The sequence below is a fragment of the Pseudomonas sp. RIT409 genome, from assembly GCF_003052515.2.
Taxonomy (GTDB): Bacteria; Pseudomonadota; Gammaproteobacteria; order Pseudomonadales; family Pseudomonadaceae; genus Aquipseudomonas.
Genome location: NZ_QARE02000006.1, coordinates 109953 through 125983 on the forward strand (window position 1 = coordinate 109953; position 16031 = coordinate 125983).

Sequence of the window (16031 nt, forward strand, 5' to 3'; positions counted from 1 at the left end):
TTCACATCGAAGCGTGGGCGCTTAGGGGTGGTACTGCGCCGACAACTCATGCACGGCGTTGATGAACGCGCCGGCGTTGGCCGGATCGACTTCCGGTGTGATGCCATGGCCAAGGTTGAATACATGGCCGGTGCCGCTGCCATAGCTCTTGAGGATATTGGCGACTTCCTGGCGAATGGCCTCTGGACGAGCGTAGAGCACCGTGGGGTCCATGTTGCCTTGAAGGGCGACTTTGCTACCAACGCGGCGGCGAGCCTCGCCGATGTCGCACGTCCAATCCAGCCCCAGCGCATCGGCGCCTGCATCGGCGATGCTTTCCAGCCACAGACCACCGCCCTTGGTAAACAGGATCACCGGGACTTTACGGCCCTCATGCTCGCGGATCAGGCCGCTGACGATCTTGCGCATATAGGCCAGCGAGAACTCCTGATACGCCGCTGCCGAGAGACTCCCGCCCCAACTGTCGAAAATCTGTACGGCCTGCGCACCGGCGAGGATCTGCCCGTTCAAATACGCCGTGACTGACTGAGCGAGCTTGTCCAGCAGCAGGTGCATGGCTTGCGGGTTGTCGTAGAGCATGGCCTTGCACTTGCGGAAGTCCTTTGATGAGCCGCCTTCGACCATGTAGGTCGCCAGGGTCCACGGGCTGCCAGAGAAACCAATCAAGGGCACACGGCCATTGAGTTCACGGCGAATGGTGCTGACTGCGTCCATGACGTAGCCCAAGTCCTTCTGCGCATCGGGTATGGGCAGAGCTTCGATATCGGCCACGGTGGTAACAGTCTTTTTGAAGCGCGGGCCTTCACCGGTTTCGAAATACAGCCCCAGGCCCATGGCATCAGGCACGGTGAGGATGTCGGAGAAAAGAATCGCCGCGTCCAGTGGGTAACGCTCAAGCGGCTGCAAGGTGACTTCACAGGCGAACGCCGGGTTCATGCACAGACTCATGAAATCCCCGGCCTTGGCGCGGCTGGCGCGGTATTCCGGGAGATAACGGCCTGCCTGCCGCATCATCCACACCGGGGTGACGTCGACGGGTTGCTTGAGCAGTGCACGCAGGAAACGGTCGTTCTTCAGGGCAGTCATGGCAGGATCCGGAAAAAAAGTGCGGGCATTTTCTCAGACACCAACGCAAAAGGCACGGTCAGTACCGTGCCTTTTGTCTATGGGGGCGATTTGTCGCAGCGTTGACACGCCTTCTATGTAGCAACACGGCTTATGCCGGCAAGCCTTGCTGCTACAGGGCGCGTGTCGCTTAGACGCCCAGGTAATCCAGAATCCCTTCAGCTGCGTTACGGCCTTCGAAGATTGCGGTCACCACCAGGTCAGAACCACGCACCATATCGCCACCGGCGAAGATCTTCGGGTTGCTGGTCTGATGCTTGAACTTGCCCTGCTCCGGGGCGATGACCCGGCCCTGGCTATCCATCTCGATCCCGTGCGCTTCGAACCAGGGCGCAGGGCTTGGACGGAAGCCGAACGCGATGACCACGGCGTCCGCCGGAATGATTTCCTCGGAGCCCGGAATCGGCTCAGGGCTGCGGCGACCGCGCGCATCCGGCTCGCCCAGTCGGGTCTCGACGACCTTCACGCCCTCGACCTTGTCCTCGCCCACGATGGCGATCGGCTGGCGGTTGTAGAGGAATTTCACGCCTTCTTCCTTGGCGTTTTTCACTTCCTTGCGCGAGCCCGGCATGTTTTCTTCGTCGCGGCGGTAAGCGCAGGTCACCGCCTTGGCGCCCTGGCGGATCGAGGTGCGGTTGCAATCCATCGCAGTGTCGCCGCCACCCAGCACCACGACCTTCTTGCCCTTCATGTCGACGAACTCTTCCGGCGACTTTTCGAAGCCCAGGTTGCGGTTGACGTTAGCGATCAGAAAGTCCAGCGCGTCGTGCACCCCTGGCAAGTCTTCGCCTGGGAAACCGCCCTTCATGTAGGTGTAGGTACCCATCCCCATGAAGACAGCATCGTACTCAGCCAGCAACTGCTCGACGGTGATGTCCTTGCCGACTTCGGTATTGAGGCGGAATTCGATGCCCATGCCGGTGAACACTTCACGGCGGTTGCTGAGCACGGTTTTTTCGAGCTTGAACTCGGGAATACCGAAAGTCAGCAGACCGCCGATTTCCGGGTTCTTGTCGAACACCACTGGGGTGACCCCACCGCGCACCAGCACATCCGCGCATCCCAGGCCCGCGGGCCCTGCGCCGATGATCGCCACGCGCTTACCGGTTGGCACCACCCGGGACATGTCCGGGCGCCAGCCCATGGCGAAGGCGGTGTCGGTGATGTATTTCTCGACAGAGCCGATGGTCACGGCCCCGAAACCGTCATTCAGGGTGCACGCGCCTTCACACAGGCGATCCTGGGGGCACACGCGACCGCAGACTTCCGGCAGGGTGTTGGTCTGGTGGGACAGCTCCGCAGCCGCAAGGATGTTGCCTTCGGACACCAGCTTCAGCCAGTTGGGAATGAAATTGTGCACAGGGCATTTCCATTCACAGTACGGGTTGCCGCAACCCAGGCAACGGTGGGCCTGATCGGCCGACTGCTGGGGTTTGAAAGGTTCGTAGATTTCCACGAACTCTTTCTTGCGTTGACGCAGCAGTTTCTTCTTCGGATCTTTGCGCCCGACATCGATGAACTGGAAGTCGTTACTCAGACGTTCAGCCATTTGGAGCCTCTTCGCGGCAGCTTCGAGCGACACGCTTCAAGCTGCAAGAAAATCAAATTCGGTTTGGCACACGACGCTGCAAGCTTTGTGCTCAAAGCTTGCAGCGGTGGCTGCGTTATTGCGGGTTAGCGCGGGTGCTGGACAACAGCGACTTCAGGTTCGCGGCTTTTGGCTTCACCAGCCAGAAGCGGCGCAGGTAGTCATCCAGGTTTTCCCAGAGATTACGACCCCATTCGCTGTCGGTTTCCTTCACGTATTCCGCAAGCACGCTTTCCAGATGGCTGCGATAGGCTTCCATCGCTTCACCACTGATGCGCTGGATTTCAACCAGTTCGTGGTTGACCCGGTCAACGAAGGTGTTGTCCTGATCGAGCACGTAGGCGAAACCACCGGTCATGCCGGAACCGAAGTTGTAGCCGGTCTTGCCCAGTACGCAGACAAAACCGCCGGTCATGTACTCGCAGCAGTGATCGCCAGTGCCCTCTACCACGGCATGGGCGCCGGAGTTACGCACACCGAAACGCTCACCGGCAGTACCCGCAGCAAAAAGCTTGCCGCCAGTGGCCCCATACAGGCAGGTGTTACCGACAATGGCGCTGTCCTGGGTTTTGAACGGGCTGCCTTTCGGCGGCACAATCACCAGCTTGCCGGCGGTCATGCCCTTGCCGACGTAGTCGTTGGCGTCGCCTTCCAGGTACATGTTCAGGCCACCGGCGTTCCACACGCCAAAGCTCTGACCGGCCGTGCCCTTGAAGCGGAAGGTCACTGGCGCATCTTTCATGCCTTGGTTGCCGTGCAACTTGGCGATCTCACCGGAGATCCGTGCGCCGATGGAGCGGTCGCAGTTGCAGATGTCCAATTCGTACTCGCCGCCGCTCTTCGACGCGATGGCCGCCTTGGCCATCTCGACCATTTGCTCGGCCAGCAGGCCTTGGTCAAATGGCGGGTTGCGGTCAACGCTGCAGAACTGCGGCTTGTCGGCCGGGACATGATCGCTGCCCAACAGCGGGGTCAGGTCCAGGTGCTGCTGCTTCTCGGTTTCACCGGGCAGAATGTCCAGCAAATCGGTACGCCCGATCAGCTCTTCCAGCGAGCGAACACCGAGTTTGGCCAACCATTCGCGCGTCTCTTCAGCCACATAGGTGAAGAAGTTGATCACCATGTCGACGGTGCCGATGTAGTGATCCTTGCGCAGCTTGTCGTTCTGGGTCGCCACGCCCGTGGCGCAGTTGTTCAGGTGGCAGATACGCAGGTATTTGCAGCCCAGCGCGATCATCGGTGCGGTGCCGAAGCCGAAGCTCTCGGCTCCCAGGATGGCAGCCTTGATCACGTCCAGACCGGTTTTCAGGCCACCGTCGGTCTGCACACGGACCTTGCCGCGCAGGTCGTTGCCGCGCAGGGTCTGGTGGGTTTCGGCCAGGCCGATTTCCCACGGCGCGCCCGCGTATTTGATCGACGACAATGGCGATGCACCGGTACCGCCGTCATAGCCGGAAATGGTGATCAGGTCCGCATAGGCCTTGGCCACACCGGCAGCAATGGTGCCGACGCCCGCTTCGGCCACCAGCTTGACCGACACCAGCGCCGATGGGTTGACCTGTTTGAGGTCGAAAATCAGCTGCGACAGGTCTTCGATCGAGTAAATGTCGTGGTGCGGTGGAGGCGAAATGAGCGTCACACCCGGTACTGCGTAACGCAGCTTGGCGATCAGGCCGTTGACCTTGCCGCCCGGCAATTGACCGCCTTCGCCCGGTTTGGCGCCTTGAGCGACCTTGATCTGCAACACGTCGGCGTTGACCAGGTACTCAGGGGTCACGCCGAAACGACCGGTCGCGATCTGCTTGATCTTGGAACTGCGGATGGTGCCGTAGCGCGACGGATCTTCACCGCCCTCGCCCGAGTTGGAGCGCGCACCCAAGCGGTTCATCGCCTCGGCCAGTGCTTCGTGGGCCTCCGGCGACAGCGCCCCCAGGGAAATACCCGCCGAGTCGAAACGCTTGAGGATCGCTTCCAGTGGCTCGACTTCGTCGAGGCTCATCGGCGTGTCCAGTTGTTTGACTTTGAACAGGTCACGAATCATCGACACCGGACGGTTGTCCACCAGCGCGGTGTACTCCTTGAACTTGGCATAGTCGCCCTGTTGCACGGCGGCTTGCAGCGTGGCGACCACATCCGGGTTGTACGCGTGGTACTCGCCGCCGTAGACGAACTTCAGAAGCCCGCCCTGCTGGATCGGCTTGCGCGGGCTCCAGGCTTCGGCAGCCAACGCTTTCTGCTCGGCTTCGATGTCGACGAAACGCGCACCCTTGATACGGCTCGGTACGCCACGGAAGCTCAACTCGCAGACCTCTTCCGACAGCCCGATGGCTTCGAACAGTTGCGCGCCACGGTACGAGCCGATGGTCGAGATGCCCATTTTCGACAGAATCTTGAGCAAGCCCTTGGTGATGCCTTTACGGTAGTTCTTGAAGACTTCATAGAGGTCCCCAAGGACTTCACCGGTGCGGATCAGATCGCCCAGCACTTCGTAAGCCAGGAACGGATAAACCGCCGAAGCACCGAAGCCGATCAGAACGGCAAAATGGTGTGGATCGCGAGCGGTAGCGGTTTCCACCAGAATGTTGCTGTCGCACCGCAGACCTTTTTCGGTCAGGCGGTGGTGCACCGCACCTGTTGCCAGAGAGGCATGAATGGGCAGCTTGCCCGGCGCGATATGGCGGTCGCTCAGCACGATCTGGGTACGCCCGGCGCGCACGGCTTCTTCGGCCTGATCGGCAATATTGCGCACGGCCGCTTCCAGGCCAACGCCCTCGTCGTAGTTCAGGTCGATGACTTGGCGATCGAAACCTTCACGCTCGAGGTTCATCAGCGCGCGCCACTTCGCAGGCGAAATGATCGGCGAACTGAGGATGACACGCGATGCGTGCTCCGGCGATTCCTGGAAAATGTTGCGCTCGGCCCCGAGGCAGACTTCCAGCGACATGACGATGGCTTCACGCAGCGGGTCGATCGGCGGGTTGGTGACCTGCGCGAATTGCTGGCGGAAATAATCGTAAGGCGTGCGGACACGACGCGACAGCACGGCCATTGGCGTGTCGTCACCCATCGAACCGACCGCTTCCTGCCCTTGCTCGCCCAGCGGACGCAGCACCTGATCACGCTCCTCGAACGTGACCTGGAACATCTTCATGTACTGCTTGAGCTGATCCTGGTTATAGAACGCCGAACCGTGATCGTGGTCTTCCAGCGTTGCCTGAATACGCAGGGCGTGCTTGCGCAGCCACTGCTTGTAAGGGTGGCGCGACTTCAAACGGCTGTCGATGGCGTCGGTATCGAGGATCTGGCCGGTTTCAGTGTCCACGGCAAAGATCTGACCCGGGCCGACGCGGCCCTTGGCGATGACGTCTTCCGGGGTGTAGTTCCAAACGCCGATTTCCGACGCTAGCGTGATGTAACCGTTCTTGGTGGTGACCCAGCGCGCCGGCCGCAAACCGTTACGGTCGAGCAGGCAAACGGCGTGGCGACCTTCGGTCATCACGATGCCGGCCGGGCCGTCCCACGGCTCCATGTGCATGGAGTTGAATTCATAGAACGCACGCAGATCCGGGTCCATGGTCTCGACGTTCTGCCACGCTGGCGGCACCAGCATGCGCACGCCACGGAACAGGTCGATACCGCCGGTCACCATCAACTCCAGCATGTTGTCCATGCTCGAAGAGTCGGACCCCACGCGGTTGACCAGCGGGCCCAGCTCGTCCAGCACCATCAAGTCGTTGGCGAACTTGGTGCGACGAGCCTGCGCCCAGTTGCGGTTACCGGTAATGGTGTTGATCTCGCCGTTGTGAGCGAGGAAGCGGAATGGCTGGGCCAGCGGCCATTTCGGCAGGGTGTTGGTCGAGAAACGCTGGTGAAACACGCAGATTGCGGTCTGCAGACGTTCGTCGCCCAGGTCCGGATAGAATGCCGTGAGGTCACGCGGCATCATCAGACCTTTATAAATGATGGTCTTGTGGGAGAAGCTGCAGATGTAGTGATCGGTGTCGGCGGCGTTGGACACGGACGAGCGACGACGGGCGCAGAACAGTTTGATGGCGAATTCCTGATCGCTCAGCCCCTCACCGCCAATGAACACCTGCTCGATCTTCGGCAGGCGCTCCAGCGCCAGACGGCCGAGGACGCTGGTGTCGATGGGCACCTGGCGCCAACCGATGAGGGTCAGGCCCTCGGCGAGGATTTCGCGGTTCATGTTCTCGCGGGCGGCTTCAGCCTTGGCGTCATCCTGGTTGAGAAACACCATACCCACGCAGTATTGGCGCGGCAGTTCGACGTCGAAATGCTCACGGGCGACAGCCCGCAGAAAGGTGTCGGGTTTTTGCATCAACAGCCCGCAACCGTCACCGGTCTTGCCGTCGGCGTTGATCCCACCGCGATGGGTCATGCAGGTCAAGGCTTCAATAGCCGTTTGCAACAGATGATGACTGGGCTCGCCTTGCATATGGGCAATCAAGCCGAAACCGCAGTTATCCTTGAACTCTTCTGGTTGGTACAGACCTGCTTTCATAGACACATTCTCACCAGGCTGCCTCTTGGCGAGGCAAATTTCTTTTCAATTCAACCATTTACCATCCACGCTGAACGCACGCCAGCTTTGCGGGAGCAAAAGGGAGGTCATTGTACACACCGACACAAGGCCTCACAAATTTTGCGACGAAACGTCGAAAATTCATGTCGCATTTATGAAAGGTTTTACAGCGATTCTCGTGGTAGTCAGCGCGTATTTTGCGAGTCTGACCAAAGAGAGTCCGAAGTTCAATGGGTGCCTGAGACGCAGACACCGCAAGGCGCGCTGCTCATAGGCAGCGCGCTCATGCGTGATTTTCGGAGTGCCAAGCGAACGGTCCGGGTAGGACTGCTACAACATCAGCGAGCGGCGGCGAGTTCCTGTTGGATGCTGCCGACTGTGCGAGGCCAAGGTTTACCAGCCTGAACCTTCGCTGGCAAGACCTTGATAGCGGCGAGCGCCGCGTTGCGATCAGCGAAACTGCCGTAAGTGACGACATACAGCGGCTTGCCTTGCAGCGTTTTCTTGAAATAACGGTACTCGGCACCCTGCTCTTTCACGTAGTTCTGGGCCGTGGCTTCAGAACTGGTGCCGAGGATCTGCACGACGTAGTGGGCTGGAGACTGACCTGCGTACCACCCGCTGCCCGAAGCGGCTGCGGTCGCGGCTGGCTTGGCTGCAGGGGCCGGAGCCGGTTTGGCTGTGGCGACCTGAGTCGGCGCGGGCGCAGGTTTGGCGGCGGGGGCTGGGGCCGGTTTAGGCGCAGCCGGGGCTGGCGTAGGACGTGGCGCGGGTGCCTGGGCTTGCGCCATCGAAGGTGCCGGGCTGGCGGTCGCCCCCGCGGGCGGTGCGGTGGTGGTGACAGTCGGCGGCTGCAAGGACTGGTTGGCAGCCGGACCGCCATCCTCGCCATCGCCCTCGCCAGAGCCCGCCGCCTCAGCCAGTGGACCGCGCATTACGGGCTGTGAATTACCGACCAACGGCAACGGCATCGGCTGCGAGTTTCCGGCGAACTCAATTGCCGGGCCACCATTGTTCGATTGTTGCGCAGGTGCCTGGCCTTGCCCCAACGGCAGTTGAGCCTGGGAATTGGCGGGGGCTGTCGGTGCCGTACCACGGCCCGGAATCAATACGGCTGCCAGTACCGCGGCAACCACCACGCCACCCAAAGCCAACACATGTTTCTTAGGCATTTTAAACCCCATACTTGGACGCTTGACCGCAGAGCGGCTGGCGATCATGGCTTCGATCATCGAGTCGCGCGCGACCTGGTTGATCGCGCCCGGCCATCCATTGGATTGCTCATGAATATCGGCGATCTGCTCGGCACTGAACAGCTCGATGCCTTGCCCCGCGCCTTCCAGGCGCTGCGCCAGATACTCACGGGTTTCTTCTTCGGTGTAGGGCGCCAGTTCGATGACGTGGAAGCGCTCTTCCTCCGCGCCGCTCTCCGCGCACAACTGGTCCAGACGATCGATGATCGAAGCCTCGCCGAACAGGAAGACATGCGGACGCCCCTCCGGGGTGCCTGCTGCCAATCCCAACAACGCTTCGAGTGCCGATTCGCCCAGTTGTTCGGCGTCGTCCACCAATACATAGACTTCCTGGCCAGTCAGGGCCAGTTGCACGACCTGCGAGAGGATCGCGCGCATCTCGGGCTGATCGACGTTGAGGGCCTGTGCGACCTGACGCAGCACGCCAGACGCATCACCCGCGCCACGGGCCGATACCACGACGCTCTGCACCGACTGCTTGTTGGTACTCGCGACCAGCGCCTGACGTAGCAGGGTCTTGCCGCTGCCATGGGGGCCTGTCACCAGCAACAGCAACTGGCTGTAACGGGCCAGATGGTGCAACTGGCCCAACACGGGCTTGCGCTGGGCAGGGAAAAACTTGAAGCCGGGGACCCGCGTGGCAAAAGGGTCATGACTCAATTGGTAATGACCTAGGAAGGCCTCATCGGCGTGCAAACTAGTCATGGACTTATCATTAACCTCCAAGCTGATCCACCAAGGCGCGGTAGTCCGCAACCAGGGTGGCCTGTAATACTTCTTTCGGATATTCGTCAGTCACCACGGCTTCACCCATGCGACGCAGCAACACCAGCCGCAGACGACCGTCGATCACCTTCTTGTCCACTGCCATGTGCGTGAGGAAGTCATCAGGCGTCATTTCCTCAGGCGGGACCACTGGCAGGCCCGCCCGCTGGAACAGACGGATGGCGCGATTGCGGTCTGGCTCGCTGATCCAGCCCAGGCGCGCCGACATTTCCAGGGCCATGACCGTACCAGCAGCCACGGCTTCCCCATGCAGCCAGACGCCATAGCCCATGTGTGTCTCGATGGCATGGCCGAAGGTGTGCCCCAGGTTCAGTGTCGCGCGCACACCGGACTCCCGCTCATCGGCACCGACCACGGCCGCCTTGGCGGCGCAAGACCGCTCGATGGCCGTGGTCAGGGTGGCCTGATCCAGTGCGCGAAGCTTGTCCATATTCTCTTCGAGCCACGTCAGGAAAGGCTCGTCACAAATCAGACCGTATTTGATCACCTCGGCCAGCCCCGCCGACAGCTCGCGTTCAGGCAAGGTGCTCAGAGAGGTCGTATCGATCAGCACGGCTTTGGGCTGATAGAACGCCCCGACCATGTTCTTGCCGAGCGGGTGGTTGATGCCCGTCTTGCCGCCCACGGAAGAATCGACTTGGGACAGCAATGTGGTGGGAATCTGGATGAACTCGACGCCGCGTTGATAGCAGGCTGCTGCGAAACCGGCCATATCGCCGATGACCCCGCCGCCCAGCGCAATCACGGTAGTGCGACGGTCATGACGCGCCGTCAGCAGCGCGTCGAAGATCAATTGGAGGGTTTCCCAGTTCTTGAACGCTTCACCGTCGGGAAGCACGATGGGCAGCACGTTGTAACCGGACAGTGTCTGGGTCAGGCGCTCGATGTACAGCGGGGCAATGGTGCTGTTGGAAACGATCGCCACCTGCTTGCCGACGATGTACGGCGTCAGCAGCTCGGGCCGGTCCAGCAGGCCTTCGCCAATGTGAATCGGGTAGCTCCGTTCGCCGAGCTCGACCTTGAGTGTCTGCATGTGTCCCCACACTGTTCTGACAATTGGATGCCTGTCCGACGAAACGTCGATACGGACGGTGGCGCTGGGCCATCTGGCGACCCCGCTTTTTATGGTCGCCGAGGATAGCGCATTTCTGCCTGGGCTTTAACGGGGAGGAAGTTCGGCAAGCAGGGCAAGGATGTCGTGAACGACCATTCTGGGAGGCCGTTCATCGGTTTCGATGATGACATCGGCGATCTCACGGTAGAGCGGATCGCGAATGGCCAGCAGATCACGCAGTACGCGAGCGGGATCGGCGGTTCGCAAGAGCGGCCGATTGCGGTCGCGAGAGGTGCGCCCCACTTGCTGTTCGACCGAGGCATGCAAATAGATTACCCGCCCGCCCGCGTGCAGGGCTCGACGGTTTTCCTCGCGCATGACTGCGCCACCACCGGTCGCTAGCACCACGCCATCGTAGGCGCAGAGCTCGGCGATCATGGCCGCTTCACGGTCGCGGAAGCCGGCTTCACCTTCCTTGTCGAAGATCCACGGGATGTTGGCGCCCGTGCGTTGCTCGATTTCCTTGTCGGAATCCTTGAACGGCAACCGCAGCTCTTTGGCCAGCAAACGGCCGATGGTGCTTTTGCCAGCCCCCATCGGCCCTACAAGTATTAAATTTCGCACAGAATCAACGACTCACAGCAATCGCCTGGTTGTTCATGATACGCGGAGTGAGGAACACCAGCAGCTCGGATTTCGATTCCGTGACCACATCCCGCCGGAAAAGGCGGCCAACATACGGCACATCGCCCAGATAAGGCACCTTGTCGACGACTTTATTTTGCGTATTGGAGAACACGCCACCGATCACGATCGTCTCGCCATCGGAAACCAGCACTTTGGCGTTGACCTCGTTCTTCTTGATGGGCGGCACACCCAACACGGTATTGACGTAGTCAGGCTCGTCCTTCGTGACCTTCACTTCCATGATGATGCGGTTGTCAGGCGTGATCTGCGGGGTCACTTCCAGCGAAAGGGAGGCTTCCTTGAACGACACCGAGGTCGCGCCGCTGGAGCTCGCTTCCTGATAAGGCACCTCAGTACCCTTGAGGATCTTGGCGGTCTCCTTGTCGGAAGTGACGACCTTGGGCTGCGACACCACCTCGCCGTTGCCGGTTTTTTCCATCGCGGTCAGTTCAAGATCGAGGATGGTGTTATTGGTCAGGAAGCCCAGCCCGATGGACGAGGTGGGATCGCTCACGCCCAGATCGACATACGGGCCGTTGGTATTGCCCACGCCCGTCACCGTTCCGCTGCCGCCAGCGGTGAAGTTCCCGCTGGTGCGAGAGCCACCCCAACGCACACCCAATGACTTGTCGTAATCGACGTTGGCCTCGACGATGCGCGCTTCGATCATGACCTGGCGCACCGGGATGTCCAGTTGGGAGACGATTCTTCGCAGTTCGTCGAGGCGATCCTGGGTCTGGTAGGCGATGATGTTGTTGGTGCGTTCATCGACGGTAATCGAGCCACGCTCCTGCTCCTTGGATTCGGCGCTGGTCACCGACTGGAACAGCTTGGCGATATCGGCCGCCTTGGCGTAATTCACTTGAAGCAGCTCGCGACGCAACGGAGCAAGCTCGGAAATCTGCTTCAACGACTCCAGTTCCTGCCGCTCACGCGCGGCGATCTCGTCCGCCGGGGCCACCAGCAGCACGTTACCCACCTTACGCTTGTCCAGCCCTTTGGTTTTCAGCACCAAGTCCAGCGCCTGATCCCATGGCACGTTCTGCAGACGCAAGGTGATGCCGCCCTGGACCGTGTCGCTGGCCACCAGATTGAGGTTGGTGAAATCCGCAATCAATTGCAGCACCGAGCGCACGTCGATGTCCTGAAAGTTCAGCGACAGCTTTTCGCCTGTGTAGACCAGTTTGTCGGCATTGCGACGCGCGACGTCTTCGTTGGTCAGCGGGCGCACGCTGATGGTCAGCTTATTGTCCGTCTGGTAGGCCGAGTAGTCGAACGCACCGGAGGGCTCGATGGAAATACTGGTCTTATTGCCCGTGACGCTGGAGTTGACGAACTGCACAGGGGTCGCAAAATCCTTCACGTCGAGGCGCACCCGCAGAGGGTCGGGCAACTGGGTGTTGGCGAACTCGACACGGATCTTGCCGCCCTGCTCTTGAATGTCCGGCGCGATGGTCGGGTCGCTCAGCTCGATGACGACATTGCCCTCGCCCAGTTCACCGCGCTGAAAATCCACATTACGCACCGACCTTGGGCCAGGCGCATAGCTGCGCGCGGCTGGCTTGGGCTGGATGCCATTCGCCACCGCCGGCGGAATGCTTACGCGAGGCGCGCCCTGAGCAGTACTCGGCTGGGAACCCTGCGCAGCCGAGGCCCCCTGGCCCACGACCACGAACAGATTGTTGCCATCGACGCGGGAGCTATAGGGCGCAAGCGTGGTGAGGTTGATGATCACGCGGGTGCGATCCTTGGCCTCGACCACCACGACGCTGCGCGCATTCCCAGTGCCCAGGTCACGGCTCTTGGTGCCCAACTGGCTGGTGACCCCCGGCAAATCCAGCGCAATCCGCGCCGGCTGCTCGGTGGTATATCCCCGAGGTGCCGCCACGGGCCCGTCGAAAGACAACTTCAATTCGACCCGATCTCCCGGCAGAGCGGCCACGTCGAGTGTCTTGAGGTTGGCCGCCTGGACAATCGGTGACAGCATCGCCATCCATAGCGATACGCCGATGATCGAAAGAATCCTGGTCATGTTCACATTCCACCACTGTGCAGATTCAAAGGTGCTTCGCTTGCTGTTCGTGTTCATGAGCGTTCTTTCAGGGAAATGCTGCGTGGCCGCTCAAGCCAAGCTCCCTCTCCATCGGGCACGATTTCAATGACCTGCACCGCCGAGTCGGTGATCGAGACGATCCGGCCATCATTGCGCCCTAGATAATCCCCCACCTTGACCCGATGGACCCCGCCCGCGCCTCGCAAGAGCGCGAACATACCGGATTCGTTGCTCAGCGTACCGACCATTTCGAAGCTGTCGATGTTAAAGCCTTCCAGGAATTGCTTGACCCGGGTCGGATCCGGCTGAACCAGGCGCGACCCTTTCTGGCGGTTGACCAGATCGACCTTGATGGGCGGCTGGAACGGGCTGCGAAGGCTCGCCGCAGCGTAGGTAAAGGCTTCATAAGGCCGAAACTTCGGCATCGGTTCAATGGTGCCAGTCGGGCGCGCCCTGACCTCGGCCATGAACTGCTTCAGGTCGTCGAATTCGCTGGAATTGTCACAACCGACAAGGGCCATCATCGCGATGCCCATGCACATCCACTGCACGGCCCTCATTTCGCCTGTCCTTTATTGTCAGCGGCCTGAAGCCCCTTGTCGTTATAGCGATAGGTCTTGGCGAGAATGCTCATGCGCAGCTTTCCAGGGGACTTGGCGTCCACCGGTTTGATGTCGAAATCGTGAAGCGTGACGATCCGTGGCAGGCTGGCGACCCCGCTGACGAAGGTGGCCAAATCGTGATAACCGCCGGTAACGGTGATCTGAATCGGGAGCTCGATGTAGAACTGCTGGGCGGCTTCTGGCAACAGCTTGATCTCTTCGAACTCCAGCCCACTGCCCAACCCGGTACGGGTGATGTCCTCCAGCAAGCCGGGAACCTCGGTGTCACTGGGCAACTGACGCAGCAGAGCGCCGAAGGTGTTTTCCATCTCCACCATTTGCGCCTTGTAGGCCGGCAGGTTCGCCGCTTGGTAGGCCTTGTTCGAAAACTGCTCCTTCAGCGCACTTTCGTCATTGCGCGCCTGATCCAGTTGCGTTTGCATGTCCTGAATATAGAAAAAGTACCCCCCGGCCAATACCAGCACTAACAGCAGGGCGCCGACGATGGTCTTGGCGGCGGCGGGCCAGGCGCCGAGGTTATTGATATCCAGATCGTTGATGTCGATCTTGCGCAGGCTGTCCAGCCATTCGTTGACATTCATGGCTTGGCCCCTTTGACCACAGGCTCGATCGCCGGCTGAGTCTGACGCACGGTCAACTGAAACGAGTTCGACTGGTCGGCAGAACCCGCCGTGCTATTGGCCTTCACTTCGGTCAGGCTCGGGGCTTCGAGCCAATCCGACGCGTCAAGATTACGCAGCAGGTCCGACACGCGATTGTTGGACTCGGCGGCGCCGGAAATACTGATCAGATTGTCCGTCATCTTCACTTCGTTGAAATACACACCGTCCGGCAGCGTGCGGGCCAGTTGGTCGAAAATCCTGCCGATGATCGGTCGATTGCCCTGCAGGTCCTGAATGATCTTCATGCGCTCCAGCAACTGCTTGCGCCGTGCCTTGAGCTCGCTGATTTCCTTGATTCGGGCGTCGAGCTGCACGATTTCAGTCTTGATGAACTGGTTGCGCGCATTTTGATGAGCAATGGCGCTGCTCAGGTATTGATCGGCGAGAAAGATCGTGCCGACACCGGCGACCAGTACACCGGCCAGGGCCAGCAAGAAACGCTTCTTGCGTTCTTCGCGCAGCTGTTCCCGCCACGGGAGTAAGTTGATCCGTGCCATCAGTCGAAGCTCCTCAACGCCAGACCGCAGGCGATCATCAAGGCAGGGGCGTCACTGGCGAGCGCACCGGCATTGACCTTGGCACTCAGCGCCATGTCGGCGAAGGGGTTCGCGACCATCGTGGGGGTTCCGAGGCGTTCTTGGATCAAGCGGTCGAGCCCGGCGATAGAGGCCGTGCCGCCCGCCAGCATGATGTAGTCGACGCGGTTGTATTGGCCGGCGGCGAAGAAAAATTGGAGAGAGCGCGATACCTGCTGAACCACGGCATCCTTGAACGGCTGCAGCACTTCGAGGGTGTAATCGTCTGGCAGTCCGCCCTGTTTCTTCGCAAGGCCGGCTTCCCCCTGGGAGAGGCCGTAGCGGCGCTGGATTTCCTCGGTCAATTGACGCCCGCCGAATAACTGCTCGCGGGTATAGATGATGCGGCCATGGTGCAGCACGCTGAGGGTCGTCATGGTGGCACCGATGTCGACCACCGCAACGGTCAACTGGTCGTGCCCCTGCCCCAACTGCGCAGACAACAGGCCGAACGAGCGCTCCAGAGCGTAGGCCTCGACATCCACGACTCGCGCGGTAAGGTTGGCCAGCGCGAGGGCCGCTTCGCGGACCTCGACGTTTTCTTTACGACAAGCCGCGAGCAGGACCTCGACACGCTCGGGATTGCGCGCCGAATAGCCTTGAACCTCGAAATCGATGGCCACCTCTTCCAGTGGATAGGGAATGTACTGGTCGGCTTCGATCTTGAGCTGGTTTTCCATCTCGTCGTCGGAAAGGCCTGCGTCCATCTCGATGGTCTTGGTGATAACCGCGGACCCCGCCACCGCGACCGCCGCAATTTTGACGTTGGTCTTGGCCTTGACCAGCACTCGCGTCAACGCATTGCCGACGCCCTCGAGCTCGGCAATGTTCTTTTCAACCACTGCGTTAGGTGGCAGCGGCTCGACCGCGTAAGACTCGACCTTGTAACGGGTGCCGGAACGACTCAATTCAAGGAGCTTTACCGAGGTGGAGCTTATATCGATCCCTAGAAGGGTATTGGCCTTCTTACTGAAGAGTTCGAACACAACCGATTCCCTATGCGTTTCCGTCACTTACGGATATTTTTTTGTCCAACACCACAGCCGACAGCCTTGACAGTAGCGCAAATAACGCTCGACGAC

Annotated in this window: 11 protein-coding genes; all 11 read right to left on the bottom strand. The window is 60.4% G+C overall.

Translation table 11 applies throughout. The features are described from left to right. Positions 1-21: 21 nt before the first annotated feature. The 11 genes from hemE to DBP26_RS09975 all read right to left on the bottom strand — a co-directional run bounded on the left by hemE (position 22) and on the right by DBP26_RS09975 (position 15935). Entirely contained in the window at positions 22-1086 is a 1065-nt protein-coding gene (gene hemE / locus DBP26_RS09920; RefSeq protein ID WP_108237405.1) for a uroporphyrinogen decarboxylase, read from the bottom strand. A 169-nt stretch (positions 1087-1255) separates the two neighbouring features. After that, the gene (locus DBP26_RS09925) at positions 1256-2674 is read right to left on the bottom strand and encodes an FAD-dependent oxidoreductase (protein ID WP_108237406.1); all 1419 of its coding nucleotides are present in this window, start codon (positions 2672-2674) and stop codon (positions 1256-1258) included. 115 nt (positions 2675-2789) lie between these two features. Further along, positions 2790-7235, bottom strand: coding sequence for a glutamate synthase large subunit (gene gltB / locus DBP26_RS09930; RefSeq protein ID WP_108237407.1), 4446 nt, complete (start codon positions 7233-7235; stop codon positions 2790-2792). A gap of 359 nt (positions 7236-7594) precedes the next feature. Continuing rightward, the gene (locus tag DBP26_RS09940) at positions 7595-9214 is read right to left on the bottom strand and encodes an AAA family ATPase (RefSeq protein ID WP_108237408.1); all 1620 of its coding nucleotides are present in this window, start codon (positions 9212-9214) and stop codon (positions 7595-7597) included. A gap of 10 nt (positions 9215-9224) precedes the next feature. Further along, positions 9225-10328 (bottom strand): 3-dehydroquinate synthase, encoded by a 1104-nt coding sequence (gene aroB, locus DBP26_RS09945; RefSeq protein WP_108237409.1) that lies wholly within the window; start codon positions 10326-10328, stop codon positions 9225-9227. 126 nt (positions 10329-10454) lie between these two features. Continuing rightward, positions 10455-10973, bottom strand: coding sequence for a shikimate kinase AroK (gene aroK / locus DBP26_RS09950; protein WP_108237410.1), 519 nt, complete (start codon positions 10971-10973; stop codon positions 10455-10457). A gap of 4 nt (positions 10974-10977) precedes the next feature. Then, positions 10978-13068 carry a type IV pilus secretin PilQ gene (gene pilQ, locus DBP26_RS09955; protein ID WP_108237557.1) on the bottom strand — a complete coding sequence of 697 codons (2091 nt, stop codon included), beginning with the start codon at positions 13066-13068 and terminating at the stop codon, positions 10978-10980. Positions 13069-13121: 53 nt separating this feature from the next. Further along, the gene (gene pilP, locus DBP26_RS09960) at positions 13122-13649 is read right to left on the bottom strand and encodes a type 4a pilus biogenesis lipoprotein PilP (protein ID WP_108237411.1); all 528 of its coding nucleotides are present in this window, start codon (positions 13647-13649) and stop codon (positions 13122-13124) included. Continuing rightward, a complete protein-coding gene (pilO, locus tag DBP26_RS09965) occupies positions 13646-14293 on the bottom strand; it encodes a type 4a pilus biogenesis protein PilO (RefSeq protein ID WP_108237412.1) in 648 nt (215 codons plus the stop codon). The genes pilP and pilO overlap by 4 nt, the downstream gene beginning before the upstream one ends. Then, positions 14290-14871: a PilN domain-containing protein gene (locus tag DBP26_RS09970; RefSeq protein ID WP_108237413.1), complete on the bottom strand. Its 582-nt coding sequence runs from the start codon at positions 14869-14871 to the stop codon at positions 14290-14292. Before DBP26_RS09970 ends, pilO begins: the two co-directional genes overlap by 4 nt. Next, the gene (locus DBP26_RS09975; RefSeq protein WP_108237414.1) at positions 14871-15935 is read right to left on the bottom strand and encodes a pilus assembly protein PilM; all 1065 of its coding nucleotides are present in this window, start codon (positions 15933-15935) and stop codon (positions 14871-14873) included. Before DBP26_RS09975 ends, DBP26_RS09970 begins: the two co-directional genes overlap by 1 nt. Between the last annotated feature and the right edge of the window lie 96 nt (positions 15936-16031).